Genomic DNA, 16,758 nt, shown 5'->3' with positions numbered 1-16,758 from the left:
CATACTGGCAGCCATGAGCACCCGTCACATCCTGCTGGGCCTGCTCGCCTCGGGGCCGAGCCATGGCTACGACCTCAAGCGACGCCACGACGCACGCTTCCCGCAGGCCCGCCCACTGGCCTACGGGCAGGTCTACACCACCCTGCAACGCCTGGTCCGGGACGGTCTCGCGGAGGTCGAGGGAACCGACTCGGACGGCGGGCCGGAACGGACGATGTACCGCGCCACGGACGCGGGAACGCGTGAACTCGGCCAGTGGGCCGGGGAGATCGCTCCACCGGCACCGTTCGTGACGAACGAGATCTTCGCCAAGGTCGTGGTGTCGATCCTGTCCGGCGGCGACCCCGCCGGGTATCTGCGCGCCCAACGCGCCGCCCACATGGAACGGATGCGGGAGCTCACCGCGGTGAAGACGGCGGGCGGCGCCGATCCGGCGACCGTGCTCTCGGCGGACTTCGCCCTCAACCACCTGGACGCCGACCTCCGTTGGATGACCACGACGGCGGCCCGGCTCACCACCCTGACCGCGGAGGTCGACACGGCATGAACAACGGGGACAACACGGCGGGTCCGCTGCTCGCGGGCCGCGGACTGGTCAAGGCGCACGGCAGGACCGAGGCGCTGCGGGGGGCCACCGTGGAGCTGGGCGCCGGCGAGATCCTCGCGGTGACCGGCGCCAGTGGCAGCGGCAAGTCGACGCTGCTGCACTGCCTGTCCGGCATCGTGCGCCCCGACGAGGGGTCGGTGACGTACGCCGGTGCGCGGCTGGAGGAGCTGCCGGAGAAGAAGCTGAGCGAACTGCGCCGCACCGAGTTCGGGGTGGTGTTCCAGTTCGGGCAGCTGATCCCGGAGCTGACCGCGCTCGACAACGTGGCGCTGCCGCTGATGCTGGCCGGTACCGACCGGGCCACGGCGCACGCGGCGGCCGGGGAGTGGCTGGAGCGGTTCGGGGTGCGCGGGCAGGCGGAGTCGCGGCCCGGCGAGATGAGCGGCGGTCAGGCGCAGCGGACCGCTCTGGCCCGCGCCCTGGTCACCGGGCCGAAGGTGGTCTTCGCGGACGAGCCGACCGGCGCGCTGGACTCACTGGCGGGCGAGCAGGTGATGACGGCCCTGGTGCACACGGCCCGCGAGGCCGGTACGGCGGTGCTGCTGATCACGCACGACGCGAAGGTGGCGGCGTACGCGGACCGGGAAGTGCAGTTGCGGGACGGGGCCGTGGCCCCGCAGGAGGTGGCGGCATGACGTCCCTGGGCCCCGATCTGCGGCTGGCATGGCAGCTCACCCGTGGTTCCGACCGGCGCGAGTGGTGGCGGATCGGGCTCACCGCGGCCGGGGCGGCGCTCGCGACCGGACTGGCGCTGGTGGCCGCCGCCCTGGCCTCACTGCGGGGCGGCAACGTCGCCGTGTCCCTCGCCGAGGGCCTGCTCAGCGAGCCCGGTACCCGCTCCGGGGTGATCTTCGCGCTGCTGCTGCTCCTCGTCCCGGTGCTCGGGTTCCTCGGCCAGTGCGCCCGGATCGGGGCGCTGCACCGCGACCGGCGGCTGGCCGCGCTGCGGCTGGCCGGGGCGGCCCCGGGCCAGGTGCGGCGGATCGCCGCGCTGGAGACCGGGCTGGCCTGTCTGCTCGGGTCGGCGGTCGCGACCGTCGTCTCGGTGCCGGTCCTGCTGCGGCTCTGGGAGCGTCCGGCGGTGCTCACCTGGGTGGCGCTCGGGCTGGTCGCCGTCGCCGTGCCGGTGCTGGGCGCGGCGGCGGGCGGGCTGGCGCTGCGCCGCGTGGTGGCCTCACCGCTCGGCTGGGTGCGCCGGGTCGGTCCGGTGCGCTCGGGGCGCGGGCCGGGATGGCTGTTCCTGCTGTCTCTGCTGCTGGTGGCGGCCCTGGCGCTGCTCGCGGCGGTCACCACCTCGGCCGGACCCCGTGGCCCGTCGCAGTGGCGGACGCAGATGACGGTGCTCGGCGCGCTGCTCGCGGTCGGCGCGGGCTCGGTGTGGCTGTCCGGGGCGACGTGCCGTGTCGTGGGGCGGACGCCGGCGCTCCGGGCCCGCTCGGCGGCGACGCTGATCGCGGCGGAACGGCTGCGCGACGACCCGTGGGCGGCGGCCCGTACGCATGCGGCGGTGCTGCTGGTGACGGTGGTGGGCACCGGGTTCGTGGGCGTACGGCAGGCGTTCCTCGAGGGCCTGCACGAGAGCCGGCAGCTCGGGGAGCCCATCACGTACTACACGACGGGGCTGGGCCTGACCGCCGCCGCCATCGCGGTGGGCCTGGTGATCACCCTGGTCGCCCTCGCCGTCGGTACCGCCGAGTCGCTCTCCACCCGCCGCAGGGGGCTGGCCGCGCAGGTCGCCGCGGGGGTGCCGCGCGCGGTGCTGAACCGGGCGCTGCTGCTGGAGACCGCGCTGCCGCTCGCACCGGCCCTGCTGCTGGCGGGCGTCGGTGGCATGGCGGTCGGCACCGGGTACTCCGCACTCACCGGGGCGGGTTCCTGGCCGTGGGCGGCCCTGCTGGTCCCTCTCGCGGTCTACGCGACCTGCCTGTTGGCGGCGGCCACCGCCCTCCCCCTGCTGCGCCGCACCATCCGCCCGGCGGAACTGCGGTACGCGTGAGATCCGTCCGCCGAGGGCGCCACCCCGCGGTGGCGGCGGTCCGGCAGCGGGAGTCGGGCGGTGTACGCGGCCGGCGTGGTCGCGCGCCAGGTGCGGTCAGGGGGACGTGGAGCCACCGGAGTGCGTGCGCGAGCGCGGCGTTCGTCCCTGGCCGGGTGGCTCTGTCCCAGCCTCGTACTAGGTTGGCCAGGTGAGTGGTCGACGGGAACTGGATGCTGCCTGGAGCCGGCTCGTCGGGTGGCTGGAGGTGAATGCCCCGGTCTCGTACGCCTCGTTGCTTCCGCCTGTCCCGGAGCAGGCCGTCGAGGCCGCGGACGCGCAGCTGAGGCAGCACCTGGGCTTCGGGCTTCCTGGGGAGCTGGCCGAGCTGTGGCGGCTGTGCGGTGGGGTGGAGCACCAGTACATCGAGGCCAACGAGGAAGAGGGCGAGGTCGGTTCGGGGGCCTTCCTGCCCGGCGGGGTGATCATGTCCCCCGTGGACGCGCTGCGGTCCCGGCTGCCCGACCTCACCGGTACCGACTGGTGGGGCGGGGCTCCGGTGGTGCCGTGGCTGACCGGGGACGAGGCGGGGCCCGAGTCCGGGCACTGGGCGGGTGGCGCTGGCGTGGGCCGGTGGTCCCTGGACAGCCTGGCCGGCGTGGGCCGGGAGGCCGCGTACCCGTCGATCGCCGCCTATCTGGACGCGGTGCACCGGACCCTCACCGACGGTCCGGCCGACGCGATGGGCCCGGATGTGCCGGGCGTGGTGTGGGGGTGCCTGGTCTGGGAGAACCGGGAAGCCCCGCTGCTGGACGACGCGTTGCCGCACTGGACGCCCGTTCACTGACCCCGCCGCACGCGTGACGGTCTCGTCACGCGTGCGGCGGCATTGTCTTCGGGTCGATCGGGTGTATAGCCTGAGTGATGGCATGTGACATTGCACAGAGCGCGGGGTGTCGTCGGTGGCGTTGAAGGTCGTCGTCGTGGGGGCGGGTGTCATCGGCGCCGCGTGTGCCTTCCACGCCGCCTCGGCGGGTGTGGACGTCACGGTCGTCGACCGCGGGCCGGTCGGTGCCGGGACGACGAGCCGCGGGGAGGGGAACGTCCTCCTCTCCGACAAGGAGCCGGGCCCCGAACTGGACCTGGCCCGGCTGAGCCGCACCCTGTGGGACGAGGCCGGTGAGGAACTGGGGCGGGACTCCTTCGAACTCGAGCCCAAGGGCGGCCTGGTCGTCGCGAGCACCGCCGAAGGCCTCACGGCGCTCACGGAGTTCGCCGCGCGGCAGGAGGCGGCCGGTGTCCGCGTCGAGCCGGTCGGCGAGGTGCGGGACGTCGAACCCCACCTGGCCCCCGGACTCCCCGGCGGCATCCGCTACCCGCAGGACGCGCAGGTGCAGCCCGTGCTCGCGGCGGCCGCGCTGCTGCGAGCCGCCGTGGCACGCGGCGCCCGCTTCCACTCCGGTGAGGTCGCCGGCGCGGTGACCGGCCCGGGAGGCCGGGTCACCGGTGTGCGGACGGCGGCCGGTGACGTCCTGCCCGCCGACGCCGTCGTGAACGCGGCCGGGACCTGGGGCGGTGAGGTCGGCCGCCGGCTCGGTGCGCCCGTCGAGGTACTTCCCCGCCGGGGTTTCGTCCTGGTCACCGAACCGCTGCCGCCGATGGTCCGGCACAAGGTCTACTCGGCCGACTACGTCGCCAACGTGGCCTCGTCCGACGCGGGACTGGAGACCTCGTGCGTCGTGGAGGGCACGCGCGGCGGCACGATCCTGATCGGCGCCAGCCGGGAGCGCGTCGGCTTCGACACCACGATGAACCCCGCCGTGATCACCCGGCTCGCCGCGCAGGCCTGCCGGCTGTTCCCCTTCCTGCGCACCGTCCACCTGATGCGCGGCTATCGCGGCTTCCGGCCGTACTGCCCGGACCATCTGCCGGTCATCGGCCCCGACCCACGGGCCCCGGGCGTCGTCCACGCATGCGGGCACGAGGGCGCGGGCATCGGCCTCGCGCCCGCCACCGGCGCGCTGGTGACGGCCCACCTGCTCGGCCGTCCCTGGCGCGGCGCCGATCCGGCGGCGCACACCGGACTTCTGCCCGACCGTTTCCTCACCTCGGGAGGTGCGCCGGAGTGAGCGAGCTCATGATCGACGGCGAGCCACTGCCGTTCATCGAGGGGCAGACCGTCGCCGCGGCGCTCGTCGCCGCGGGCCGGCTGTCCTGGCGCACCAGCCGCGTCGGGCGCCGTCCTCGCGGTGTCTTCTGCGGGATCGGTGTCTGCTTCGACTGCCTGGTGACGATCGACGGGGCCGGCGGGCAGCGCGCCTGCCTCGTCCCGGCACGTGCGGGCATGAGCGTCACGACCGTGGAGGGCGACGATGACTGAGCAGGCCGATCTGGTGGTCGTGGGCGCGGGCCCGGCCGGCATGGCCGCGGCGGCCGGCGCGCTGGCGGGCGGGCTGCGCGTCGTACTCGTCGACGCGGGCACCACCGTCGGCGGCCAGTTCTGGCGCCACCCGCCGGAGCACGCCCGCGCGGCCATCCCGACCGGGGACCTGCACCACGGACTGCGCGAGTACCGCGCCCTGTGCGAGACGCTGACGGCGCATGCGGCGGCGGGCCGGCTCGACCTGCGCCCGGCGCACCACGTGTGGTCCGCGGTCCGCCGGGACGGCGGATTCACGGTCCACGCCGTCGACCGGCGCCGGGCGCCCGAGGAGACCGCCGTGGTCCTGCGCGCACCCCGCCTGCTGGTGGCGACCGGGGCCTACGACCGCCAACTGCCCTTCCCGGGCTGGGACCTCCCGGGCGTACTCACCATCGGCGGTCTCCAGGCCCTCCTCAAGGGCGGCGGGGTCGCGGCGGGCCGCCGCGTGGCGCTGGGGGGCACCGGCCCCTTCCTGCTGCCGGTCGCCGCGGGGCTGGCCGCACGCGGGGTCGAGGTCGTCGTGGTCTGCGAGGCCGCCCGTCCGTCGGCCTGGCTGCGGCACCCCGGGCCCCTGCTGCGCAACCCGGCCAAATGGGCCGAGGGGGCCGGATACGCCGCCGCGCTCGCACGCCACCGCGTGCCGGTCCGCCCGCGCACGGCGATCGTCGGCGCCGAGGGAGAGGACAGGGTGACGTCGGTGCGGATCGCCTCGCTGGCGCCCGACGGCAGCCCCCGCCCCGGGACCGAGCGACGGATCGACGTCGACGCCGTCGGTGTCGGCTGGGGTTTCGCACCGCAGCTCGACCTGCTGGTGCCGCTCGGCTGCGCCCTCACGGACTCGGCGGACGGCAACGCGGTCGTCGCCGTCGACGACGGCCAGCGCACCACCGTTCCGGGACTCTACGCCGCGGGTGAGGTGTGCGGGATCGGCGGAGCGCCTCTCGCGGTGGACGAGGGGCGGCTGGCCGCGGAGTCGGTGCTCGCCGACTCCGGAACCACCGCCGCCGGGCCGGGGAGGAAGCGCCTGGCCGCGGTGCGCGCCCGGATCGCCCGGCAGCGCGCCTTCGCGCGGGCGATGGCCCTGGCCCACCCGGTCCCCGCGGCATGGCCGGTGTGGCTGAGCGACGACACCGTCGTGTGCCGCTGCGAGGAGGTGACCGCGGGCACCGTCCGCGGCGCCTGCGCCGACGGCGCACACGACCACCGGCAGGTCAAGCAGCTGACCCGGGCCGGTATGGGCTGGTGCCAGGGGCGGATGTGCGGCCCCGCCGTGCACTGTCTCACGGCACGGCAGCGGGCCTACACGCCCGCGGAACGGCTCGTGGCGGCACCCGTCACCCTCGGTGCGCTCGCCGACCTCGATGAACAGCACTGACACCACACCAGGAGGACCCATGACCGAGAACCGCTTGCCCTGGCACGGCATCATCGTCGCCACCAGCCTGCCGTTCGGCGACGGCCTCGCGGTCGACTTCGGCGCCTACGGGGAGAACGTCGCGTGGCTCGCCGAGCAGGGGATGCACGGCGTCGCGCCGAACGGTTCCCTCGGCGAGTACCAGACCCTGACGTACGAGGAGCGCGACCGTGTCGTCGAGACGGCCGTCGCCAACGCCCCCGAGGGCTTCACCGTCATGCCGGGTGTCGGTGCCTACGGCGCCGAAGAGGCCAGGCGGCACGCCGAGTTCGCCAAGGACGCGGGCTGCGGGGCCGTGATGTGCCTGCCGCCCAACGCCTACCGTGCCGACGACCGCGCGGTCCTCCAGCACTTCGAGCGGGTGGCCTCGGCCGGCCTGCCCGTCACCGCGTACAACAACCCCATCGACACCAAGGTGGATCTGCGCCCGGAGCTGCTGGCCAAACTGCACGCCGAGGGCCTCATCGTCGGCGTCAAGGAGTTCTCCGGCGACGTCCGGCGCTGCTACGAGATCTCCGAACTGGCACCCGGCCTCGACCTCATGATCGGCACCGACGACACCGTGCTGGAGGTCGGCATCGCCGGCGCCAAGGGCTGGGTCGCCGGCTACCCCCAGGTCTTCCCCCGGGCCTGCCTCGCCCTGTACGAGGCGTCCGTCGCGGGTGACCTGGAGACCGCGCTGCCGCTCTACCGTCAACTGCACCCCGTCCTGCGCTGGGACAGCAGGACGGAGTTCGTCCAGGCGATCAAGCTCGGCCAGGACATGATCGGCCGGCGGGGCGGTGCCTGCCGCCCGCCGCGGCAGCCGCTCTCCCCCGAGACCGAGTCCGCCGTACGCACCGCCACGCAGGCCCTGATCGACGCCGGGGTGCGCTGACCGTGCGCTCGACCGTGTGTTTCCACGCCGTCGACTCGCACACCGAGGGGATGCCGACCCGTGTGATCACGGGCGGTGTCGGCGTCCTCCCCGGGGCGACGATGTTCGAGCGACGGCAGCGGTTCGTCGCGGAACGCGACCACCTGCGCACCCTGCTCATGTGCGAGCCGCGCGGCCACGCGTCGATGTCCGGGGCCATCCTCCAGCCCCCGACCCGGCCGGACGCCGACTACGGCGTGCTCTTCATCGAGGTCTCCGGCTGCCTGCCCATGTGCGGGCACGGGACGATCGGCGTGGCGACGGTCCTCGTCGAGACCGGAATGGTCGAGGCGGTCGAGCCGGAGACCCTGGTCCGGCTCGACACACCGGCGGGACTGGTCACGGCCCGGGTGCGGGTGCGCGACGGCCGCGCCCTGGCGGTGACCCTGGAGAACGTCGCGTCGTACTGCCACGCCCTCGACCAGGTCGTCGACGTGCCGGGACACGGGGCGGTGCGCTACGACATCGCCTACGGCGGCAACTTCTACGCCTTCGTGCGGACCGAGGACCTCGGCATCCCCTTCGACCGGGCGGAGAAGCAGCGGCTGCTCGACGCGGGACTGGCCGTCATGGACGCGATCAACAAGCAGAACCCGGTGTCCCACCCGGAGAACCCGGAGATCGACGTGTGCCACCACGTCTATCTCGAAGCGCCGGGATCGACCGCGGAGCACTCGCGCCACGCCATGGCGATCCATCCGGGATGGTTCGACAGGTCGCCCTGCGGCACGGGAACCAGCGCCCGGATGGCGCAACTGCACGCGCGCGGACTGCTGCCGGTCGGCCGGGACTTCGTCAACGAGTCGTTCATCGGCTCCCGTTTCACCGGCCGCGTCCTCGGTGAGACGACGGTCGGGGACCGGCCGGCCGTCCTGCCGTCCGTCACCGGCCGCGCCTGGATCACCGGCACCGCCCAGTACCTGCTCGACCCCTCGGACCCGTATCCGGCGGGCTTCACCCTCTGAGCGGCCGTACGGCACGAGCCCGGGGCGGATCCTTCCGCCCCGGGCTGCTCTTGCTCTGTGGTGCTCGCGGTCCCCGCTCGTCAGTAGTCGGTGCTCACCGTGACCCCGCTGAAGCCGCTCGCGGCGTGCAGGCTGATGTAGTTCGCGCCGGCCGGCGGGTTGTTGACGGTCAGGGTGTGGCTGTTGCCCGAACCCGTGGCCCGCCGGGTGTGGTTGCCGGTGGTGGCCCAGCCACTGCCGCTGTAGTACAGGTCCGCGTCGCCGGTGCCGCCGGAGGTGGTGATCCTCAACTGGGTGGTGCCGGCGGGCACGTAGAGGTAGAGGTAGCTGTAGTTCCCCGTGGTGGCGGACTGGTTGCCGCGCCGGCAGCCCTGGCCCAGCTCCCTGGTGTCGGTGCCCGTGCATTCGGCGCCGGAGCCACCGCTGCTGACGGTGACCGGCCTGGTGACGGTGGCGCTCGCCCCGTCGTCGTCGGTGACGGTCAGCCGCACCGTGTACGTGCCGGCGGCGCTGTACGTCTTGCCGGGGTTGATGGCGGTGGAGGTGGTGCCGTCGCCGAAGTCCCAGGACCGGGAGGCGATGGTGCCGTCGGAGTCCGTCGAGCGGTCCGTGAAGGTCACCTTCAGGTCCTGCACCGTGGTGGAGAAGGCGGCGGTGGGGGCCTGGTTGCCGGGCGGGTTGGTGCCCCCGCCGCAGTCGCCGGCCGCGCAGCCCGCCAGCCAGGCGTACCAGTCGCTGTCGTAACGGGTGCCGATGGTGGTGGTCAGGTGGGTCCGGGCGGCGTTCCAGTCGCCGGCACGGTAGTGGCCGAGCACCGTGTTCATGTCGGACGGGTGCTTCTCCAGCATGTACCGCACGGCGAGGTAGCCCCAGCGGTAGACGCGGGTGGTGTCGTGACTGTACGTGGTGTCGAACAGCGTGCTCAGCGCGTACGTACGGTTGCCGGCCTCGGTCATCGCCGCCGTGTAGGGGACACCGCGGTAGGAGTAGGAGACGTACTCGGCGAAGCCCTCGATCCACCAGATGGTCGGGGTGGCGATGTTGGCGGTGAAGTCGCCGTACAGGTTGTAGCGGCCGTCGAGGTAGTGGGTGTACTCGTGGTTGAGGTTCCAGATCTGGAAGTCCGGGCGCAGCCACTCCGCCTCGTAGGCGATGAACCGGGGCTGGTTGCCGGCGGCGGAGGGGTCGCCCTCCAGGTACATGCCGCCGTTGTTGGTGTCGATCCCGTACAGGGCACCGGCGTACGTCTGGTAGTCGGTGCTGGAATCGAACACCACGACCTCGATCGTGGAGTTGTTGTCACCCCGGACCGGGCCGCTGTCCCTGACGACGTCGTGGAAGTAGGCGTCCTGATCGAGCATGCTGGTGCAGGCGGACGCCAGTTGGGCCGAGGTCATCCGCTGGGCCCTGACGGTGATGCCGGGGCTGCAGCGGTGGGTCACCGGCAGCACCGCCGCGGCCAGCCGCGACTGCAGGTCGCAGGTGTCGTAGTACGAGCAGTTGGACTTGTCGTAGTAGTCGGTCATCTCGGCCACGCCGATCCAGAGCGGGGCGGTGGTGCCGGTGATCGAGCTCGCGTTCAGCAGACCGGCGGCCAGCGGACGGACCGAGCTCCGCAGAGCGGAGTGCTGCAGGAAGCGGCCGAGTTCACGGCCGGCGTTGGACGTGAGGTACGACTGGTCCGTGCCCAGCAGCGCCATGTGACGGGACGCGAAGCCGTACAGGGCGTCGAGCAGACTGCGGTCCGACTGGACGGCCGACACGAACGCGGGCACCTGATGACCGCGGAAGGTGACGGTGTAGACGTTGTTGACCGCGGTGAGCATCCACCGGGAGGAGTTCCAGGAGGAGTCGTAGTCCGCCAGGAGCCGCTTGAGGACGTGGATGTAGCGGGCGTTCTGCTCGGCGCTGTCGATGAGGGTGACGGCCTCGGCGAGGGTCTCACCGTTGGCGTCGCCGACGTCGCGGGAGCGCGGGCCGGCGAAGAAGGCGTCGAGCCCGGCACGGATGGCGGTCTCCAGGCCGCTGCCGTACGAGCCCACCGTGTCGGGGTTGTAGTACTGGACGTAGTAGCCGGCGCGCAGATAGAGGACGAGCTGCGGCATCCCGGTGCTGCCGTTCCCGGGATAGGACGCCGAACCGTCGCGCAGGGCGTAGGCGACCGTGGTCATCTGCGCTTCACGGAAGGCGGAGCGGGCGTCGCTTCCGGTCAGGCTGAACAGGGTGTTGACGCAGTCGGTCGTGGACGCCTTGATCTGCTGCACCAGGGCGCTGCCGGAACGGCCGGTGAAGTCGGAGGTGTTGCACGCGGCGGCCTCGGCGGCCGTGTTCCTCGCGGCCTTGCCCTTGGCCGCCGAGTCGATCGACTTCGCGGGAACCGGGGGTTTGCCGTGCTCCCCGTACGTCTCCTTGAGTGCGTCCTTGTCCGCTGCCAGCGGCGGGAGTTCGGAGACCTTCGCGCGCCCCTCGTGGACGTGCTCGCTCCCGGTGCCGGTCCGCCCCGCGGGCGGGGGGCCCGAGTGCTTCTCGTCTCCGGCCGCGGCCGGTACGGCTGCCGTGCTCCCGCTGCCGGGCAGTGCGCCCGCGGGCTGCGCCAACAGGCCCGCGCTCATGGCGACGGTCAGGGCGAGCGGCAGCGCCGCGCCCAGACTTCGCCGGACCAGTGACTTTCTCACTACGCCTCCATGAGGGTTCAGGCCACGCGGGGCGCGGCCTGTGAGGGGATGGAAAGGCCGTGGCTCGGGGAGGGCCGTGTTCCGGTATGGCGGAAACACGACGCATGTCCTGATTGACATGGCCACGCTTTGTGAGGTGTACCATTGCACAGGTCACATGTCTCAAGGAAGACATTCAACGAAATCCGAGGTTGCCGGTCGGCGTACGAAGTCCCGGCAGCGGCACGGGAGTTGAGGAAGTCCCAGGTCATCCCCGTGAGACGGCGAATGGAAGAATCACGTCCGCTTCAGGCCGTCCCGCGGGGGTTGACAGACCCGGCGTCCGCGGATGCCGGCTCGGGACCGTGCGGAAGGCCCGCGACGGACCGGGAAGGACCGGAACGACTCACCCCGGATGTCCGGATCACGCCCCGGACGAGGGCGTTCCGGCGACGAGGACGGTGCGCGGCGCGGGGGCGGGTTCCCGCCGGACGACGGAGGAAGCGCGCCTCGCCGTCCGCTTCACCCGCGGGGCGTACCCCTGCGCGGGGAGCGCGGCCGACGCGCACGGCCGTGCGCCGGCACGGCGCGTCCGGGAATCCCGGGATCCGGGACGCGGGATCAGGCGGAGCGCCCGGCGGTTCGGCCGGCCGGCTCGCGGTCCCGGCCTTCGGCGGCCGTCCGGCCGCCCGATCGGCCGTCCGACTGGCCGACCGCCTGGCCGTCCGCCCACAGGGTGCGTACGTGGGCGAGATGGCGGCGCATGCACTCCTCCGCCTCCTGGACCCGGCCGGCCAGCATCAGTTCGAGAAGCTCGACGTGTTCCTCGGCGGAGGCCACCAGGCGCCCCGTCTCGTTCAGGCTGCTCAGCCCGAACAGACGTGACCGCTTGCGCAGGTCACCCACGACCTCCACGAGGTGCCGGTTCCCGGCGAGCGCGAGCAGTTCGAGATGGAAGCGGTGATCGGCCTCCAGGTACTGGAGGACATCGTGCTCGCGGGCCGCCGTGACGATCGCCTCCGCCATGGGGCGCAGACGCTCCAGTTGCCCGGTGTCCGCCGTCGCGGCCACGCGCCCCACGGTGGGCACCTCGATCAGCGTCCGGATCTCGGTGAACTCGTCGAGGTCCTGTTCGGTCATCTCCGTGACGCGGAAGCCCTTGTTGCGCACCGCCTCGACCAGGCCCTCCCGGGCCAGGTCCAGCATGGCCTCGCGCACCGGAGTCGCCGAAACGCCGAGTTCCGCGGCCAGGGTGGGGGCCGAGTAGACGGCGCCCGGGCGCAGTTCGCCCACGATGAGCGCGGCCCGCAGCGCGGTGGCGACCTGGTCGCGCAGGTGCGCCTGGACGGAGATCACCTGCGGTTTGAGGTACCCCATGATCGCTCCTCCGTCCAGCCCAATCCCGTCACTATACAATGTCACGTTGCTGTGACGGTTTCGGGCGTCAGCCGGACGCAAGGGGGGCTTGGCCGGGTCGCGGCCGGGGCTGCGGTCAGCGCAGGGAGGCCATCCAGGTCTCGATCTCGTCGGCGCCGCGCGGCAGGCCGGACGACAGGCATTCCGCGCCGTCGTCCGTGATGACGAAGTCGTCCTCGATCCGCACGCCGATGCCGCGCAGTTCGCCGGGCACCGTCAGATCGTCGGGCTGGAAGTACAGGCCCGGCTCGACGGTGAGGACGTGACCGGCCTCGAGCACCCCGTCCATGTAGGTCTCCCTGCGGGCACTGCCGCAGTCGTGGCAGTCCAGACCCAGCATGTGGCCCGAACCGCAGAGGGTGTACCGGTGGTACAGGTCGGCCACGGGCGTCGCCGCCGTACTGCCGTACGGCCGCAGGCCCCATGCGTCGAGCCCTTCGGCGATGACCCGCATCGCGGCCTCGTGGAAGTCGCCGTACCGGGCGCCCGGCCGCAGCGCCGCGATGCCCGCCGTCTGGGCGGCGAACACCAGGTCGTGGACGCGTCGCTGGGGTTTGCTGAAGCGGCCGCTGACCGGCAGGGTCCGGGTGACGTCACCGGTGTAGAAGGAGTCCGCCTCGACACCCGCGTCCAGCAGGAGCAGGTCCCCGTCCCGCACCGGGCCGTTGTTGCGCGTCCAGTGCAGGACGCAGGCATGCGGCCCGGCTGCCGCGATGGTCTCGAAGCCCAGCCCGTAACCCCCCAGCCGGGCACGCCGGTTGAAGGTGCCCTCGATCCACCGTTCCCCTCGGGCGAGGGCGGTGGCCTGGCGCAGTTCACCGACGACGTCGTGGAATCCGGCGACCGTCCAGTCCACGGCCGCCCGCAGCTGCCCGATCTCCCACTCGTCCTTGACCAGCCGCAACTCCGAGAGGAACGCGCCGAGTTCGGCGTCGGCCCGGACGTCCGGCGCGATCAGGGCGTCGACGTGCGCGTCCACGCCCCGCAGGACACGGGTCGGCACGTTTCCGCCGAGGGCCCGCTCCAGGTCCTCGCGTGCGGCGGCCTCGATGCCGAGTGCGGCCGACGTCTCGGCGAGGGTCCGGCGACGCCCGGTCCAGAACTCGCCGTACCGCCGGTCGCTGTGGAACTCCGTGCCGTTCGGTCCGCCGTCCCGCGGGGAGCGGGGCCGCGTGAACAGGGTCACCACGTGCCCGGTTCCGGTGGGTTCGAGGACGAGGACGCTGTCGGGGACCGCCTGCGTGCCGAGTTCGGCGGTGAGGTGGACGAACGCGGAGTGCGGCCGGAAGGTGTAGTCGAAGTCGTTGCTCCTGACCTTCAGGCCGCCCGACGGGACGACGACGCGTTCGCCGGGGAAGCGCTCCGACAGCACCGAGCGCCGCTTGGACGCGTACGCCGCTCCCGACAGGAGCGGCAGCCTGCGGTTGGTGTCCGCCCATCCTCCGTGGAAGGGGCCCCTTTCCGTGACCGGTACCGCGCGACGGCCGGTACGCGTGCCCGTACCGCTCGGGCTGTCCTGCTCCGTCATCGGGAGTTCCTCCATGTGTCGGGTTCGAACGGTCGTGTACGTACCTGTGGTGCACGTACCTTCTGCGTCGCGCCCGCCCCGTGCGGCCGGCGCGCGTTCCCGGGCCCGTCAGCGGGTTCCGGGGCGGGACGCCGCCGGCGACAGGCTCGACAGCAACGCTTCCCCGGCGGGGGTCAGGGCCCAGCCGCCGGAACCCGACGGGCCGCCGCCGTCGTCGCCGGCGCTGTCCGGCGTCTCCCCGGCCGCCGGTCCGGACGCGGCCGCCACGGCGAGGACCGCCCAGCAGCGCTTGCCGTGGGCGGTGCGTTCGGCGCCCCGTAACAGACAGAGGGAGTCGACGAGGACAAGGCCGCGTCCGCGCTCCTCGTCGGCCCGGGCCACACGGGGTTTCGGCAGGACCGGGCTGGCGTCGTGGACCTGGAGCACGGTGAACGCGCCCTCCAGGGACACCTCGACGGTCAGGGGACCGGTCGCGTGCCGGAGACCGTTGGTGAGCAGTTCCGACGCCACCAGTCCCACACGGAAGGGCAGGTCGTCGTCGTACGGCCCGGCCCAGGACCGTACCGTCGCGGCGATGCGGCGGCGGGCGCGGTGGACCGCGGCGGGGGTGGCTTCGACCACGAAGCGGGCCTGGGCGTGGGGCATGGTGTCGCTCCTGGGTGGTGAGACGCCGCGCCCTGCCCCTGAGGCGGCGGGCGGGGGCCCCTGGTGGCGGGCAGGGGACCACCGGGAAGCGGTGGACCACGGGACGCGGTCCCGGCGTTCCGCGGCGGTGCCGGACGCGGAGTGGAGACTTCCACGACGGGTCCGCCGGAACAACGGTCGCGGGCATAGGAGAAGGAGCGGGGCGGGCATAACACCGGCCGCCGGGCGCGGAACGGCGGCCGGGCCGTGCCTCCGCGGCGTGGATCGCCGTGCCTCCGAGGCCGCGGATCACCGTGCCTCCGAGGCCGCGGATCACCGTGCCTCCGAGGCCGCGGATCACCGTGCCTCCGAGGCCGCGGATCACCGTGCCTCCGCGGCCCCGGATCGCCGGGGGTCGCGACCGCCGGGACCCCGCGCATAATGGGCCTCGTTCCCGTCACACAGCGAGGTGTACCGATGGAACTGGAGCTGCGTCATCTGCGTGTGCTGTGCGCGATCGCGGATTCCGGGAGCGTCGGCCGCGCGGCGTCCGCGCTCGGGTTCACCCAGCCGGCGATGAGCACACAGCTCCGCCGCATCGAGCGACTGCTCGGTGAGGGGCTGTTCGTGCGCAGCAGCACGGGTGTGGAGCTGACCGCGTACGGCGCGGAGGTGGTGAGCCGGGCCCGCGACATCCTGGTCCGGGCCGACGCGCTCGGCCGGCGGCCCGCGGGCTGCCCGGCCCCGGCGGCCGGTACGCTCCGGCTCGGCGTGACCAACACGCCGGTGGTGCCGGCGCTGCTGGACAGCCTCCGCGACGCCCTCCCGGATCTCCCGGTCTCCGTCTGCAGCGTGTACGCCACCGGTGACCTGCTCCGGCTGCTCGAAGCCGGTGAACTCGACGCGGCGCTCGGTGTCGCCTACCCCGGGCTGCCGGTGACGTACGCCTCGTCCCTGGCGCACCGGGTCATCAACACCGTCCCGATCTTCGTGGCGCTGCACGCCGGTCATCCGCTGGCGCACCGCCTGGAGGTACCGCTGGAGGAACTGTCCGAGGACACCTGGTTCGTCGCCTCCGACGACGGCGTGGGGTGGCCCGGCGCCTTCTACGACGCCTGCCGGAGCGCGGGCTTCACACCTGCCGGTACGCACGAGTTCCACGTACTGGACCAGTTGCAGTCGATGATCGCCAAGGGGCTGGGAGTGGCTGTGGTCCAGCCCACCGTGCGTCCCATCGACGGGGTACTGGTCAGGCCGCTGGCCGGAGACCCGCTGTGGCAGCGGCACCTGCTCGTCTGGCGTCCCGACGGGGTGGACGCGCCCGTGGCCGAGGCTCTGCACCACCATGCCGTCCGCGTCTACCGGAACCTGCTCGCCCAGGCTCCCCACCTGCAGAAATGGCTGACACGCTCCTACACGACCGGGCGTCCGGCGGAGGGACGCACCACCGCACGGCCGGGGCCGGGCTGACCGAGCGGGGCGGCGTCACGCGGAGATGCCGTCGGCGCGGGCCATGCCGTCGATCCGGGCCATCGCGTCGTCCGCGCCGTACGGCTGGAGGTACGGCAGCCAGCGCGGGTCGCGGTGGCCGGTGCCGATGATGCGCCAGGCCAGACCGGTGGGCGGGGCGGGTTTGTGGCGCAGGCGCCAGCCCAGCTCGATCAGGTGGCGGTCGGCCTTCACGTGGTTGCAGCGGCGACAGGAGGCCACGACGTTGTCCCAGACGTGCTTGCCCCCTCGGCTGCGCGGGATGACGTGGTCGACGCTGGTTGCGACGCCACCGCAGTACATGCACCGGCCCCCGTCGCGGGCGAACAGCGCCCGGCGGGTGAGCGGAACGGGCCCCCGGTAGGGAACCCGTACGAAACGCTTGAGCCGGACCACGCTGGGTGCGGGGACTGTGACGGTCGCGCTGTGCAGATAGGCGCCGGTCTCCTCGAGGCAGACTGCCTTGTTCTCGAGGACGAGCACGAGCGCGCGGCGGAGCGGTACGACGCCGAGCGGCTCGTACGACGCGTTGAGGACCAGGACATGCGGCACGGACGGCCTCCTTGTACGCCGGCGGCGCGTGGCTCGCGCCGGGACGATCCGTAGTCAGTTTCTCCTCATGCCTGGCGCGAGCGCCACCATGTCCCGGTAACGGGCTGGGAGTGTTTTCGACCACACTCCGATGCATCCCCGGTTTCACGGCCTGTTCAAGCACGGGTGAGCACGGTCTCTTCTTCACACATCGGCCC

15 protein-coding genes are annotated in these 16,758 nt (G+C 73.0%); 10 read left to right on the top strand and 5 right to left on the bottom strand.

Annotation, left to right across the window (positions count from 1 at the left end):
* The first annotated feature begins 13 nt into the window (after positions 1-13).
* The 9 genes from ACZ434_RS01705 (at position 14) to ACZ434_RS01665 (ending at position 8,299) form a co-directional block, all read left to right on the top strand.
* On the top strand, positions 14-547 hold the full coding sequence (locus ACZ434_RS01705; protein ID WP_468450669.1) for a PadR family transcriptional regulator: 534 nt from the start codon (positions 14-16) through the stop codon (positions 545-547).
* Entirely contained in the window at positions 544-1,242 is a 699-nt protein-coding gene (locus ACZ434_RS01700) for an ABC transporter ATP-binding protein (protein ID WP_468450667.1), read from the top strand. Before ACZ434_RS01705 ends, ACZ434_RS01700 begins: the two co-directional genes overlap by 4 nt.
* Entirely contained in the window at positions 1,239-2,603 is a 1,365-nt protein-coding gene (locus ACZ434_RS01695; RefSeq protein ID WP_468450665.1) for an FtsX-like permease family protein, read from the top strand. The genes ACZ434_RS01700 and ACZ434_RS01695 overlap by 4 nt, the downstream gene beginning before the upstream one ends.
* A gap of 190 nt (positions 2,604-2,793) precedes the next feature.
* Positions 2,794-3,429 (top strand): SMI1/KNR4 family protein, encoded by a 636-nt coding sequence (locus ACZ434_RS01690; protein WP_468450663.1) that lies wholly within the window; start codon positions 2,794-2,796, stop codon positions 3,427-3,429.
* A 121-nt stretch (positions 3,430-3,550) separates the two neighbouring features.
* The gene (locus ACZ434_RS01685; protein WP_468451769.1) at positions 3,551-4,711 is read left to right on the top strand and encodes an NAD(P)/FAD-dependent oxidoreductase; all 1,161 of its coding nucleotides are present in this window, start codon (positions 3,551-3,553) and stop codon (positions 4,709-4,711) included.
* An 8-nt stretch (positions 4,712-4,719) separates the two neighbouring features.
* Complete coding sequence (locus ACZ434_RS01680) at positions 4,720-4,962, top strand: (2Fe-2S)-binding protein (protein ID WP_468451767.1); 243 nt, start codon at positions 4,720-4,722, stop codon at positions 4,960-4,962.
* On the top strand, positions 4,955-6,379 hold the full coding sequence (locus tag ACZ434_RS01675) for an FAD/NAD(P)-dependent oxidoreductase (RefSeq protein ID WP_468450661.1): 1,425 nt from the start codon (positions 4,955-4,957) through the stop codon (positions 6,377-6,379). Before ACZ434_RS01680 ends, ACZ434_RS01675 begins: the two co-directional genes overlap by 8 nt.
* Positions 6,380-6,398: 19 nt before the next feature.
* Positions 6,399-7,295, top strand: coding sequence for a dihydrodipicolinate synthase family protein (locus tag ACZ434_RS01670; RefSeq protein ID WP_468450659.1), 897 nt, complete (start codon positions 6,399-6,401; stop codon positions 7,293-7,295).
* A 2-nt stretch (positions 7,296-7,297) separates the two neighbouring features.
* Entirely contained in the window at positions 7,298-8,299 is a 1,002-nt protein-coding gene (locus ACZ434_RS01665; RefSeq protein ID WP_468450657.1) for a proline racemase family protein, read from the top strand.
* Positions 8,300-8,379: 80 nt separating this feature from the next.
* Here the strand turns inward: ACZ434_RS01665 and ACZ434_RS01660 are convergent, their stop codons facing one another.
* From ACZ434_RS01660 to ACZ434_RS01645, 4 genes are all read right to left on the bottom strand, one after another.
* A complete protein-coding gene (locus tag ACZ434_RS01660) occupies positions 8,380-10,974 on the bottom strand; it encodes a collagenase (protein WP_468450655.1) in 2,595 nt (864 codons plus the stop codon).
* A gap of 600 nt (positions 10,975-11,574) precedes the next feature.
* Entirely contained in the window at positions 11,575-12,330 is a 756-nt protein-coding gene (locus tag ACZ434_RS01655; protein WP_468450653.1) for a GntR family transcriptional regulator, read from the bottom strand.
* Positions 12,331-12,445: 115 nt separating this feature from the next.
* Complete coding sequence (locus tag ACZ434_RS01650; RefSeq protein WP_468450651.1) at positions 12,446-13,897, bottom strand: aminopeptidase P family protein; 1,452 nt, start codon at positions 13,895-13,897, stop codon at positions 12,446-12,448.
* A 108-nt stretch (positions 13,898-14,005) separates the two neighbouring features.
* On the bottom strand, positions 14,006-14,542 hold the full coding sequence (locus tag ACZ434_RS01645; protein ID WP_468450649.1) for an ATP-binding protein: 537 nt from the start codon (positions 14,540-14,542) through the stop codon (positions 14,006-14,008).
* Positions 14,543-14,998: 456 nt separating this feature from the next.
* On the opposite strand from ACZ434_RS01645, the gene ACZ434_RS01640 reads away from it, so the two are divergent.
* The gene (locus ACZ434_RS01640; protein WP_468450647.1) at positions 14,999-15,991 is read left to right on the top strand and encodes a LysR family transcriptional regulator; all 993 of its coding nucleotides are present in this window, start codon (positions 14,999-15,001) and stop codon (positions 15,989-15,991) included.
* A gap of 15 nt (positions 15,992-16,006) precedes the next feature.
* Here the strand turns inward: ACZ434_RS01640 and ACZ434_RS01635 are convergent, their stop codons facing one another.
* Positions 16,007-16,561: an HNH endonuclease gene (locus ACZ434_RS01635; protein WP_468450645.1), complete on the bottom strand. Its 555-nt coding sequence runs from the start codon at positions 16,559-16,561 to the stop codon at positions 16,007-16,009.
* Positions 16,562-16,758 lie beyond the last annotated feature (197 nt).

Source organism: Streptomyces sp. NPDC030893, from assembly GCF_055571535.1.
The sequence above is the reverse complement of the archived record's forward strand: the minus strand, read 5'-3'. Positions and strand labels throughout refer to the sequence as shown.

Coding starts and splice junctions, on each gene's coding strand:
- ACZ434_RS01705 (WP_468450669.1), top strand. CDS start 14: ATGAGCACCCGTCACATCCTGCTGGGCCTGCTCGCCTCGGGGCCGAGC.
- ACZ434_RS01700 (WP_468450667.1), top strand. CDS start 544: ATGAACAACGGGGACAACACGGCGGGTCCGCTGCTCGCGGGCCGCGGA.
- ACZ434_RS01695 (WP_468450665.1), top strand. CDS start 1,239: ATGACGTCCCTGGGCCCCGATCTGCGGCTGGCATGGCAGCTCACCCGT.
- ACZ434_RS01680 (WP_468451767.1), top strand. CDS start 4,720: ATGATCGACGGCGAGCCACTGCCGTTCATCGAGGGGCAGACCGTCGCC.
- ACZ434_RS01675 (WP_468450661.1), top strand. CDS start 4,955: ATGACTGAGCAGGCCGATCTGGTGGTCGTGGGCGCGGGCCCGGCCGGC.
- ACZ434_RS01670 (WP_468450659.1), top strand. CDS start 6,399: ATGACCGAGAACCGCTTGCCCTGGCACGGCATCATCGTCGCCACCAGC.
- ACZ434_RS01655 (WP_468450653.1), bottom strand. CDS start 12,330: ATGGGGTACCTCAAACCGCAGGTGATCTCCGTCCAGGCGCACCTGCGC.
- ACZ434_RS01650 (WP_468450651.1), bottom strand. CDS start 13,897: ATGACGGAGCAGGACAGCCCGAGCGGTACGGGCACGCGTACCGGCCGT.
- ACZ434_RS01645 (WP_468450649.1), bottom strand. CDS start 14,542: ATGCCCCACGCCCAGGCCCGCTTCGTGGTCGAAGCCACCCCCGCCGCG.
- ACZ434_RS01640 (WP_468450647.1), top strand. CDS start 14,999: ATGGAACTGGAGCTGCGTCATCTGCGTGTGCTGTGCGCGATCGCGGAT.